This window comes from Sphaerochaeta sp. PS (genome assembly GCF_032144095.1).
Lineage (GTDB): Bacteria > Spirochaetota > Spirochaetia > Sphaerochaetales > Sphaerochaetaceae > Sphaerochaeta.
In genome coordinates this window covers 129,480-141,833 of the sequence record NZ_JAVSNJ010000005.1, presented here as the reverse complement: position 1 = coordinate 141,833, position 12,354 = coordinate 129,480, and the positions used below count along the sequence as shown (strand labels likewise).

12 protein-coding genes are annotated in these 12,354 nt (G+C 48.3%); all 12 read right to left on the bottom strand.

What is annotated here, in order from left to right:
- Positions 1–113: 113 nt before the first annotated feature.
- The gene (locus tag ROJ03_RS07070; RefSeq protein WP_313726309.1) at positions 114–920 is read right to left on the bottom strand and encodes a hypothetical protein; all 807 of its coding nucleotides are present in this window, start codon (positions 918–920) and stop codon (positions 114–116) included.
- Positions 921–933: 13 nt separating this feature from the next.
- The gene (locus ROJ03_RS07065) at positions 934–1,698 is read right to left on the bottom strand and encodes a hypothetical protein (protein ID WP_313726308.1); all 765 of its coding nucleotides are present in this window, start codon (positions 1,696–1,698) and stop codon (positions 934–936) included.
- Positions 1,689–2,513: a TIGR04255 family protein gene (locus ROJ03_RS07060; protein ID WP_313726307.1), complete on the bottom strand. Its 825-nt coding sequence runs from the start codon at positions 2,511–2,513 to the stop codon at positions 1,689–1,691. Before ROJ03_RS07060 ends, ROJ03_RS07065 begins: the two co-directional genes overlap by 10 nt.
- 482 nt (positions 2,514–2,995) lie before the next feature.
- Positions 2,996–3,982 (bottom strand): ADP-ribosylglycohydrolase family protein, encoded by a 987-nt coding sequence (locus ROJ03_RS07055; protein WP_313726306.1) that lies wholly within the window; start codon positions 3,980–3,982, stop codon positions 2,996–2,998.
- Positions 3,976–6,042: an ADP-ribosylglycohydrolase family protein gene (locus tag ROJ03_RS07050; RefSeq protein WP_313726305.1), complete on the bottom strand. Its 2,067-nt coding sequence runs from the start codon at positions 6,040–6,042 to the stop codon at positions 3,976–3,978. The genes ROJ03_RS07055 and ROJ03_RS07050 overlap by 7 nt, the downstream gene beginning before the upstream one ends.
- A gap of 121 nt (positions 6,043–6,163) precedes the next feature.
- The gene (locus ROJ03_RS07045) at positions 6,164–7,627 is read right to left on the bottom strand and encodes an extracellular solute-binding protein (protein WP_313726304.1); all 1,464 of its coding nucleotides are present in this window, start codon (positions 7,625–7,627) and stop codon (positions 6,164–6,166) included.
- A gap of 28 nt (positions 7,628–7,655) precedes the next feature.
- On the bottom strand, positions 7,656–8,546 hold the full coding sequence (locus ROJ03_RS07040; protein WP_313726303.1) for a carbohydrate ABC transporter permease: 891 nt from the start codon (positions 8,544–8,546) through the stop codon (positions 7,656–7,658).
- A complete protein-coding gene (locus tag ROJ03_RS07035) occupies positions 8,543–9,466 on the bottom strand; it encodes an ABC transporter permease subunit (RefSeq protein ID WP_313726302.1) in 924 nt (307 codons plus the stop codon). Before ROJ03_RS07035 ends, ROJ03_RS07040 begins: the two co-directional genes overlap by 4 nt.
- Positions 9,467–9,477: 11 nt before the next feature.
- On the bottom strand, positions 9,478–9,789 hold the full coding sequence (locus tag ROJ03_RS07030) for a DUF4387 domain-containing protein (RefSeq protein WP_313726301.1): 312 nt from the start codon (positions 9,787–9,789) through the stop codon (positions 9,478–9,480).
- The gene (locus ROJ03_RS07025; RefSeq protein WP_313726300.1) at positions 9,789–11,153 is read right to left on the bottom strand and encodes an acyclic terpene utilization AtuA family protein; all 1,365 of its coding nucleotides are present in this window, start codon (positions 11,151–11,153) and stop codon (positions 9,789–9,791) included. The genes ROJ03_RS07030 and ROJ03_RS07025 overlap by 1 nt, the downstream gene beginning before the upstream one ends.
- Positions 11,150–11,839: a FadR/GntR family transcriptional regulator gene (locus ROJ03_RS07020; RefSeq protein ID WP_313726299.1), complete on the bottom strand. Its 690-nt coding sequence runs from the start codon at positions 11,837–11,839 to the stop codon at positions 11,150–11,152. The genes ROJ03_RS07025 and ROJ03_RS07020 overlap by 4 nt, the downstream gene beginning before the upstream one ends.
- Positions 11,840–11,964: 125 nt before the next feature.
- A complete protein-coding gene (locus tag ROJ03_RS07015) occupies positions 11,965–12,351 on the bottom strand; it encodes a VOC family protein (RefSeq protein ID WP_313726298.1) in 387 nt (128 codons plus the stop codon).
- Positions 12,352–12,354: the final 3 nt, after the last annotated feature.

Sequence of the window (12,354 nt, the reverse complement as noted above, 5' to 3'; positions counted from 1 at the left end):
GAGTAATCCACTAAGAGGGGGTTTTTATTGTAGCTTCTGCAAAAAAAGGAAGCTACTGAATATCTAGATAGAAATAACCCATTGGTGTCATAGCTCTCGGTTACTCACCTAGACTATAGTGCAAAACCATATCGCCTGCTGATATAGTCCATGTCCCATACCTTAAAATACGCTAATTCCAAGAGAGTCATCTCATTTTCAAATTCACAGGTGATATCATTAATAATTATTCTATCTACTGAAAGAATTTGTTCCAGCCTTTCTTCAATGCCTGATTTTAGTTCTTCACAAGTATCAGAGGATTTTCCTTCTAAAAGGACCTTCACCTGAAGTGAGTAGCTTTGTTCGTCTCCAATTTCAGTGTTAGGGGACAAACAAAAAAAGATGGCCTTGATAGCAGGATATGCAATATTCAAATTTCTCAGTTTTTTATCCAATTCGGGAATTTTGCCTAACTGTACATTGAAAGCATCAGGGAATGCCGATCGAGAATATTTTTTTGAGACCCAAGACAGAAGGGTTCTTAGCTCAACTTCTGAAACCCTCAGAGGGTCAGCATCAAGAGGAAGCCCAATCAAGCAGGCTCTGTTGATACGGATGCGATGGTTAAATAAAAGACATACATTTTTGGAGCCATCTACTACCAGATGAATTTTTCTCGGATTTTTTCCATATGCCAAAGAAGGATCCCTATTGTCGACATACTTAGCACAAAAAAACTCAGCAAAGGGTTCGTTTTCAAGACTGTGGTTTAGCAGATCACAATCATGGCTAAACAACACCAGTGCATCAGCATCATTCATCCATGGATAGGATTCGGTAGCATTTGCAAGCACTTTTTCTTTTTGAACTCCCTCCAAAACAACACCTTGTCTCCATTTTGTTTTCCTAAGGATATCCCCTAATGAAGGCTTATTCATTCAAGGACACCCCCTAGGAGAAAAGATTTGTTATGTTGTAATCAAAAGTGGCTTGTGAAGCAAGGCCAGTTTTTCCCAAGGCATCAAGTTCTTTGTATTTCTGTTGAGATTTCTGCAATAGGGAGGATATGACACGTACCAATTCTGAAACTTCGCCTTCGTCGGAGAGGTCAGAGCTAAGTTTTTCGTACAGAGAGCAATTAAAAGCACTGAGATGCTGATGCATGTATCCTCTGAAGAGTTTAGCCCCTTCCTGTCGATTTGGGATATCAGCAAGCAAGCTATATAACCTCGCAATCTTATGTGCATTTTCCCCACTTGGTTTGAGTTCATCCTTAAGCCATCCATAAATGGTAGGCCTTGACACTGAAAGAAGTTCCGCCCATTCAGTCTTATTAAAACCAAAAAAACTGGAAAGCTCCATAAACTGTTCATTGAGCGTCTTTAACACAAGATCATCGACAGTTTTTTCAGGGCTAATGGCGGTCGTAACCAGATTATTGAACTGTAAAAAATTCCTTACTACTAACATGCGCCGGTATGCTGCACCAAATCGTTTATCAGAGGAAGCAAATAATGAATAGATCAGATGGTAATCAGTAGGAATTCCAAGTTGATTATCCGCAAACGCTGAGAAACCCAGCCCCTCACGATGGTTAATGCATCTTGCACCATCATCCTTCAACCCATATGTAGGCCTCCTCTCCATGACATATGAAGAATAGGAACCCTCAAGTAAAGGATCAGTAATAGTATAATAGCTAGGCGCTACTGCCATATTTTTCTTGCCTCATCCGTTATGATAGATTCAAAGAATACATCCTCAATTACTGAATGCAAAGCATGAAATATGTCAGGGAGACGATTGAACACATCAAGTTTTCTTGGGGCCGCAGAAAAAATCACAAAATGGTCAAGATCAAGATATGTGACGAGAGATTTCTGCTCAAAAAACTCAGGGGCATCATTAGGTAACCGCTGAATACCTTCAGGATATTTCCTTCCAATAGGATTCTGGGTCAGCAACAACCGAAAATTGCTAGTAATGGAAAGGTCTTTAAGGAACACCCCTCTCTGTGTTGAAAACGAACTCAAATCATTCTCCATCCAATGGATATCCGACGGTAGCGTAGGACCTTGGAATTCTTTAACCACCAAGCTTTTCCAAGATATCTCCTTTTTCTCTTGAATAGAATTGATATAACGCAACCCCAGTCTTGAGAACATTGAAATGTCAACAATGGAATCAAGCTCTTTGACAAGAGTCAGAAAATTCTGCAAGAAGGAATCAAACGAATAGGCTTGGACATCAAATACCTGGAAGGTGATTTTTTCGCTATCAAGGATAATTGTTTGTTGCATATCAGTGGACGAAAAAAACCATTGTTCAAAGATAGTATTTTCCGGCTCACCATTCGGTCCAAGAAGGACTAAATCTGTTTTCATCGGAGAATACAAAGGATATCCATGTTTTCTTACATAATCTTGAAACATAGGAATATATTTCAGTATCTGTACAATTGGAGAAAACTGGATCTGGATCAAGACAACTGAGAGAGGACCATTAGGTAGGGCCTGTTTTATTCCACTCATAGAAGCTCCTTGTACTTCTAACTTTACACGAAAAATTACAGTTTTGCAACAAAATAGTAGGTGTACTACTTTTTTACCCCTTTTCAAAAAAATGCATGCAAAGGATATAGATGCTCCTAAGTAATTTGATTATCACGAAATACTATTGGTAATGAGCTTTTCCCTGATGGCGTATGCAATCATCGAGAACCAGCTGAGAACCTCCCTTGCCAAGGCAAACGAGACAATCCATATCTAGGATACGGGTCCTTCCGAGTACACGGACAGGGGTTGCCATGGGCATGCCTGCAAAACGAAGAAAGACTCGGCTTTTCGTTATTCAAAATCCAGGAATGCATACCTACCGAAAGCGGGTTCTTCGCCAACACTATACCTAGGGCCTGTGAAAAGGCACAACCCTTTGAAAATTGGTTGTGCCTTTTTTGCATCTAGTGCACTCAATACTATCTTCCAGACAGCCCTGTTCAATATTGTGTGGTACCCTAGCGAATCAAGAGTGCCAACTGCTCTCCCATGGCACATACATCCAGGCCCTTGGTAAACTGTAGACAGGTCCCGGACGGATAGCGAACCTTCTCCACCCATCTTGGCGGAATGGAAGCGAGGCCGTACTTTGCCCCTAGGATAGAGCCGGCCACAGCCCCAATGGTATCGGCATCGCGGGCAAAGTTTCCTGCCAGGACCAAACCACTACGGAAATCCTTATGGCTGAGGGCAAGGCATGCAAAGGCTGCAGGAATTGCCTCAGCTGTTGTCGCCCATGTGCTGGCACGGAGCTCATCATGCAAAACCATCCAACAATCCATGATATTGCCTTGGGCTTTCTCAATGATGGAGAAAGCTGCACGCATGTTGTAGTAGAGCCAGCTATCCTTGGGAATGGGATCCATCGCGGCCTTGAAGATTTCATCGAAGCTGCCGTCAACCATAGCTACAGCAACTGCTGCAGCCACTGCCTGGGCTCCCCAGATCCCGTCATCACTGTGACTGATCGAAGCATCTATCTCGGCCAACTCTATGGCGCGCTTGGGAGATCCTGCACAGACAATTCCTACGGGAGGGATTCTCATGGCAGTACCATCGCTCATGTGGAAGGTGCTGAACTTACCACTTTGGGGTGGACGAAGCCCTTTACGCAGGTTTATGGCAGCGGAGACCTCGCTCGCCCCACCCCGCTTGAACTCATCCTGCACAACTACATCCTCAAACCAAGCTTTTACCACATCATCACTGGTCAGGTTGCCTTTACACTGGATGAGGGTCTTGGCTGTAAGGAGGGCAAACTCCGTATCGTCAGTGCTCCAGGTTGCCCCAGCATTGAAATCTGTGATGAAGCCATAGGTCTCCCTGTTTGTCTGCATCCTTGCGGCATCACCAAACGAGTCCCCTATGGCAAGCCCAATGAGAGAACCCACAGCCCTATCCCGTACCAATGCCCTGTCAGCAACAAATTCTTTCCTATCTAGCATTTCTGCTCCTCCATTTCCTTCACGCTAAGGGAGCCGAAACCAACGCGCCCCCCCTCATATATTGCATAGCCTACCATTCCATGGTCTAAGGTAGAGTCCACTGTAGAGAGAGTCTCCTCTCCATCTATCGATACCTGTAAAGCCGTTCCCTTTGCCTCAAAGGTCAAGTGGTAGGCCGTATCCAACTCACAGGCAAAGCTCCTGCTCACAAGGGGAATGAACGAATCCTTCTCATGCTTGAAAATACCAAGCTGCCCTTTGTGGAAGCCAGCGTAATAGCCTCTACGGGCGCCCTGCACCCGTAGGGAGATCAATGCGGAAGTCCCTCTATATAGGGTTACACTCCCCTCTACTCGCACATCCTTGGCAAAATAGGTACCAGTACAAGCCTCTCCATGATCGAGGGCCATTACCTGCATCTGTACCGTTCCATCTTCAGTTTTTACCAGTTCCCACGACCCATGGTTATGTGAGAAGGGGGTGATCGAGGCGAACTCCTTCTTTTGTTGGGCAAGGTCGATCGTGTAGTCAGGTTTTCCGCTAACGGTAAACCTTTCGACAAAGACAACTCCCAAATCCTTAATTTTGGCAGGAGAGTTTGATTCAAAGATCAGCCCCACCTCGTCGATCATGGCACCGGTGAGCCTTGGGTTGTGCTTGTCCAGGGAAAAGGAAACAGTCCTCTGCCTTTCATCCTTCACCACAAAGGATTCGAACATGACCAACTCCTGTGTGGTGGTATTGCGGACATAGGAAGTAAGGGTAATGCTTTCACCGCTGAATTTCTCAAACCGGAGGTGCATGGTGATTGTCTGCCCTGTGTAGACCGTCGGGGAGAACACCGGCATATACCTCTCATCATCAAAATCAGAACGGCGATAGAAGGGCTTGTAGAAAAGGCGGGTCCCCTGGGGGCGGACCAAACGGTCGTACACCATGGCCAGGGCGTTGCCTTCATTGCGCAACAGACAGCCATTGGGGTTGGAAAGCCTGAAGCCATGGGTGGACCCAGGCAGTGAAAAGTCAAAATCTATGACCCCTTCCTCTCTATCCAACTCCTTGGGAATCTCCAGGTTCCTGACCTGGAAACTCAGCTTGCACAGTTGCTTGACATAGGTTGGGACATCAAGGATATTGAGATATCCTGAGATGCCAGAAAGCACGATCATGTCCCCGATCGGCCTTCTGTAGTGATCGGGTAACACTTCCAAGCCACCGGCAACCCCCAATATGGAACCAACATTGCCTGCATTGCAATCCGTATCCCATCCTGCCATTGTAGCAATCTCAACTCCACGGGCAAACGTATTCCCATAGAGCAGGGCCATGGCGCAGACCCCTGCATTCGGGATAATGTGACAGACTCCAGGGTAGCGGTCATACCCCCACTCCTGGTGCAGGTAGCGAAGGCACAATTGCCAATCATCTGGATTTTGGGCATGGAAATCCCTGACAGAACGAACAACCTTGGCATAGGTGGAAGTCTCCTCTATGAGCGAAAGCCCTACCTCAACAATCTCCTGTATATCATGGGTGAGGAAGGCTTGTGCTATGCACCCAGCTATGAAAGCTGCCCCATTCAAGCCGTCACCATCGTGGGAAACACTGGCAGCAATACGGGCGTATTCAGCTGCCCTCTTTGGGTCGCCTGGGAAGATAAAGCCCCAGGTATCAATGAAAATCTGCCCTCCGATCTGTTCTGCAATGGCCTTTCCATTGGTTTGGATGGACCCTGATGCCGGAGCCTCCATACCATGCATCAGATTGAGGAAAGCCGTGTGTTCGGTGCTTGTCCCGTACCCTCCCCACCAGAACATCCCTACTCCCTCACGAGAGTAGTTCAGCCACGCCTCAGCAACATCAGGGGGGGTAAGGGCCCTATGCAGTGCCCCGTCATTGAGGGCTCGAAGAAAATAGACCGGCCCATTTACATCATCATCAGCTGCAAAATTCTTAAAATCCTTCACATAGGAGTGGATATCACCATAAAACCGCTCAATTCGTTCACGTGTCCAAAGGGTCGGCTCAACCGGTGCACCCAATCTGATACCAATGTTCATACCAAGAAACCCGGCATATACCTTTTCAACAAACGCCCTTGTGGTCATATTCAATCCTTCCAAAGCAATCTTTCCTGACAAGGGTATGCCGGGCCTAATGACCCGGCATACATCCAATCCTCTAGAGTACCGTTGCCAGATACGCAGAGATCTTCGTTCCACCAGCAGCGTTCCACTTGGTGACAAATCCATCAAAATCAGAGATGGGCCTTACACCCCGAATGATATCGGTCGAGTATTCACGGTATAGTTTGTCCATTGCATCCTTGAGAGGAAGCAGATCCTCAGGAAGCAGCACGTTGGTGTCTGCCGCAAAGTACTTGGCAGCTGCATCCAATGACTCTATTGCCGGCTTGGAAAGTACCTCCCCAACCACTTCACTCAGGTCGAGACCATTCATGGTTGGCCAGAACTTTGCCCACCAGGAAGGGAACTGCTTGGTAAGCACATATTTGCCATTCTCGATGTTGTAATGGATACCCTCCAGGCCAAGCTTGTCGAGCTTACGCCCTTCCTTGCCTGCCATGAACTCCAATACGGCCCAAGCTGCATCCTTGACTTTGGAATCGGCATTGATGGCAAAGCCACGGCTCTCCTTGGTCACATCGACGCTCTGGTATGCCTGGCTCACTCCCTTTGCTGGGGGAAGGACCACCAACTCAACACCTTGGGTCTCCTTCATCTTGTTGTTGTACACATTCACCACATCCCCTGTGGTGCCTGCAACCAGTGCCGATTGCCCTTCATAGAAAGACTGCTCCATCGTATCCCACTGCTTGGTCACATATTCGTTGTCCAACAGACCGTCCTTGAAGAGCTTTGCATAGAAGGCAAGCTTGTTCTTGGCAGCGGGGGTAACTTCAGAATAGACCCATGTCCCATTCTGTTTTACGATTGTTGCAGTGACACCAAAGGCATGGTTGAATATCGAGTCCAGCTTGAGGATGCCTCCGTCTGTGGTAACGGGCCACTTGGCCATGCCACTGTCCTTGATCTCCTTGAGGAGAGCATAGTAGTTGTCGACAGTGGGGTCTGCGAGAAGGGCTTTGCCGCTCTTCAGCTTGCCAAACCAGTCTGCGCGCATGACAGGAATCTGTACACGGGCTGGGGCAAGCCACATCAGGTAGGGATAGTTGGCCATGGCTGCTTTGGTATGGTCAGGCATGATGGCCTTGATGTTCTTTGATTTCTCGACATAAGGAACCAAATTCTCAAGCAATCCTTCCTGCGCAATCGGTTGGTCATTGCCTTGGAAGTAGATCAGGTCAGGGGTGATCTGGCCAGTCCTGAAGGCGATGGGAACTACCGTAGCATACGATCCGGTAGGGGCGGAAAGGATCTCCAGATCCACATAGTTTCCCTCTTTTGCCATTCCTTCTTCAATTGCCTTCACCAACATCCCGAGCTGTTCGCCATCGGTAATGGGATCGGCATCCTTGCACATATAGGTGACTTTAGCTGGATTTGCAGCTGTCCCTATCTTGGCACCTGTAGTAACCTGTGCGGCTTCCTTGGATCCTGCTGCGAACAGCAACCCAAAGCTCAACAGCAACACCAGTACCATAGAAACCTGTTTTCTTTTCATGAAAAACCTCCTTGGTTCATGCATAAGACTATTCCTTGATTCCACCTGAGAAGACATCCTTGGCATAGAATTTCAACACAAATGGATAGAGAACAAGAATGGGAATAATTGCTACGATAATCGTAGCCCCCTTAAGGGCGTTATAATCGACACGGGCCATGACGTTATAGTCATAGACATTTTGCTGGCCAATGATTGAAACCGTATCGCCAAGCACCACAAATTGGCGCAAGATCACCTGCAACACCGTATCTGTAGATTTGCGGGTAAGATAGATACCTGCACGGAAATATTCATTCCAACGCACAACTGCGTAGAACATCGTAATGGTTGCCACCCCCGCCTTGCTCAAGGGGTAGAAAATCTTGAATAGCATCTGCAGGTGGCTCGCCCCATCGATGGTCGCAGCCTCCACAATGGAGAGAGGGACCTTCTCAAAATAGCGCATCATGATGACCAGGTAGTAGACATTTACCGCTGTTACCAGGATTACCGACCACTTGCTTCCCATAAGCCCAAGCTGTTGGACAACGAGATACTCAGGTATGAGGCCTGGGTCGAAGAGCATCATGACAATGAGGAATACCATGATGGGAGCCTTGAGGGTCAGCTTGGGCCTTGACAGCACATAGGCAGCTGTTGTAGTCAGGACAATGTTCACCAACGTTCCCACCACAGTGATAATGATTGAGTTGATCAGGGCCGGCACTAGGATGGGGTGGCTGAACACTATCCTGTAGTTGATGAAGTCCACACCCTTCGGAAAAATTGCCAGACCTCCCATCAGAGGGGATTCCAAGGGAGAAGAGAGTGACTTTGCCAGAATATTGAGTAAGGGGATGAGCATGGTCAGGGTAAGGAACAGCAGGAATACCCCCAAGACAACCTGCCCACCAGATGCACGTTTTACTTTTCTCATGACCATACCCCCGTTCCAGAGACCTTCTTGGCAAAGATATGGGTGGACCAGACAAGCAATACACCCACAACACCTTTGATGAGGCTCACCGCAGTCGCCAGGGAGTACTGCCCTCCCTCAATACCGATACGGTAGATATAGGTATCGAGGATGTCGATGGTGCTTTCAACTGCCTGGTTGGAAAAGTTGAAGACCTGGTCAAACCCAGCATTGAGGAAAAAGCCAAGATTAAGGATGAACATCGTTATCATGGGGATGACAAGGGCAGGCAACACAATGTGTCGGATGATCCTCATCCGGTTTGCCCCGTCAATCTCAGCGGCCTCATACAGGGTGGGGGAAATCGAGATGATGGCTGTATAGAAGATGATGGAATCCCATCCCAGGCTTCTCCATGCCTCGCAGATCATGAGGATCCAGCGGATCTTCTGCCTGTCGGTCATGAAGTCAACGGCATCCCTGCCAAAGAAGGCCATGATCTGGTTTACCCCTCCGGAGAGGGAGAGGGAACTGATCCAGACTCCTGCGATGACAACCCAAGAGAGGAAGTGAGGAAGGTACGAAACAACCTGCACATACTTACGGAACCTAAAAGAGTGCACCTCGTTGAGCATGAGGGCAAATATGACAAAACCAGGAAACAACAGGATATATTTCATGAAGCTGATGATCAGGGTGTTGCCGAGAATCTGCATAAAACCCGGACTGCTGAAGATTATCCTAAAATACTTCAGCCCTACAAATGGCCAGTTGCCACGGGATTTGAACTGATAGAAAGCAAGACGCATGTTTACGATCGGCAATACTCTGAACAAGAAGAAAAAGAGGAGCGTAGGAAGCAACAGCAAGTAGAGGACCCGCTCACTTTTTATCCTCTGCCAATATGTTCTCTTCTTTGTCGGAAGAAGCTCTCTGTCCATTGGTAATCCCCCTAGGGTATGAGAAGTTCCATAAGTGGAGCATGCTGCTGTGCCCCATACACATCACGGTCGCCACAGGTGCCTGAAGAGACCGCACGGTGGTATGTTATCTTTATTCCCAAGGCCGCATCGAAGAAGTAGATGCCACACAGATCGGATGCATCCAGGTGGTAGAGCTTCAGAATGTTCGCCTCTGAAATGACACCACTATCGACTACTCTCCGATAGACAGCCTCCTCACTGAAAAAAACATCCAGGGTGATGAGGAATGGCCCGCTGTTCTTGCTTCTGAGCATCTGTGCGAGATCAACCAATCTATCCATCATGGCCTCCACCACTGCCAACCAAAAAGGGAGACAGGATCATCAATTTCCATCAGGTGATAGACCGAAAACTCATAGACGGCTCCAAACTCCACATCACTGGGTGCAAAGGGAAATGCCAGGTTCCCTGCCGTGGATTTTCTCCCCTCATAGCCATAGTGCATAAAGGTGGAGCGTACAGAAGAGCAGATGGCTGCGGACAATTCCTGGCTCTTAGCCAACACCTCAAAGACAACACAGAGCTCATGTCCCGGAACAGGTGTCGGTTCCAGGCTTCCCATCACTGCATTCTTTCCGTAGTTCAAAAAATTGATGGTGTAGTCGCTTTTGTCTATGTCCCGATACTGTTCGCAAACACTCTCGGTAACCAAGGCTTCCACCTCCTCAATCTGAGAGATGAGGATGGGGTCACGGACACCTGCAACAACAAAAGTCCGGTAGGCGACCTTCCTTGCCCCTTCCAGCTTGATGGTATAGGGGTCAGTGGCCGCCAACTTGCTCCCCCCAACCCTTACACGATTGCCTGTAAGCTGGGTAAAGCTACAACCGCTGAGGTCCATTGCAATTCCTGGGCCATGAAGGATGTAAGGATGGTCTTTCTCGTAGAAGGTATGGGCAGCGACGCTGAGGGTCGTGCACTTGCGCTTGGGGTCACAGGGATAGACCTCAAAACAATCCTCATAGAGCACACCCATCATGCAGTCCTTGGTCGTCCCCGGGTTACAGCAAAGAGCCCCACACTCAAGGACCTTTCCCAGATGATAGCTGAGAGCCGGGTCAAATCCAGCATGGATGCCTATAGCGGCAAAGGGAGAAGGGTCGTAGGCCCGCCCGCAGACAATGAGATCGGCACCCGCTTCCATAACCCGCAGTATTGGTTCAACCCCCATCTGTGCAACCACTCCCGTAGTCTCGGAGAGGATCTTTGCATCAAGAGGCAGGACTTTGGCATCAAGGCATCGAACCTTTCCCTCACCCAGTTTAGCGAGGATCACCTCATTGGGGATATCAGAGAAAATGATGGCTGTCTTAGGCTGCACATCAGGATTTTCCTTGAGAATCTCAGCAATGATTCCCATAGTCCATTCGATGTGGGTTTTTCCACCACTTCCACCTGCAGAGCCAATGATAACAGGTATCTTGAGTGACCAGCCGCCCAAAATGATCCGCACCAAGTCCTTCTTGGCGGCCCTCCTGCTTACGATTGCAGTCTTTGCCCCAAGCTTGTGTGGCCCTGCATCAGTGGAACCTGCATCGACGACGATGGCATCAGGGGAATCTGCCAATCCGGCAGCAAAGGATGCATCAGGAAAACCATATCCGAGGATACCACAGGGGGAGAGTACTTTTACCTCTCGTTTCATTCGGGTCTCCCTTCACTAGCCAGCCTTCGTTTGCGGACCATATCCATATGGTGTTTCATTGCCTTGCTGGCACCCTTCTTGTCTCGCCTTGCAATGGCGTCAACAATCTGTTGGTGCTCTTCTTCGATCTGGGCCAGGCTGCCTTCCTGCTTCTTGTTTCTTGATGCCAGCTCCTCGATGAGATCGTAATAGGTATCAATGAAATTCATGTAGAAGATATTTCGGGAAGCTTGGGCCAGCTTGTAGTGGAAATAGTGGTCGAGGCTGAAAAGATTCCCGATCTTGTCGGTTTCCGCATGCAAGGAACTGCGGATCTCCTCTATCTCATCATCGCTAGAACGGGCGATGACAATCTCCACCATCTTCGATTCCAGGGAATCTCGGAAATCCAGAAGGTCCTGAAAGGTTGCATCCTTGAGGGCATCCGATACGGGGCGGGACAGTTTATCCAGAATATCATCCTGGACGAAGGTGCCCTCCTTTGTCTTCCTACGGATATAGCCCAAGGCTTGGAGTTGGATCATTGCCTCTCGGATGACCCCTCTGCTTACCGAGAACTTCTCGCTCATCTCAATCTCTGTTGGCAACTTTTCGCCTGGCTTCAGCTCCCCATCATGGATGAGAGCCAAGAATCTGGCAACGACCTTGTCAGAAAGGCGTTCATTTCGTACAGGTGCAATCTTCAAAGGTGCTGCTCCTTATTGTTCATTTGTTCGACAAATAAAGAGTACCACCGAAATGGGCAGTACTCAAGAAAAAATTCAGAGTATTTTGAAAGAGAAAACCAAGCCTCTTTTCCTGTGAGAAACCCCTACAGCATCTGGCTGAACTCAACCTTCTCTTTGTTGGGCCCCTCTATGGTAAAGTAGCGCACACCATTCTTCCAGAAAGGCAGTTGCTGGATACCCTTTTCAAGGCAGGCATAGCCAAGGGCCTGCACGTGGGCATACGTTTTCTCTATGTCTGAGACATCAAGGGCAAGATGGTCGATGGCACCATGGCTCATGGCTGCCTGATGGTTCTGGTAGGTCTCGATCACCACATGTGCCAACGCAAGGAAAACCACCTCTTCCCCCTTGTTGTCGGTTTCGTACTGCTTTACAAAGCCAAGGCTCTGGTAGAATGCCACCGTCTTCTCCATGTCGTTTGTCGGGATCCCAATATGCTGAAGACCCCTCACATATGTTGCCACTCCCATGCT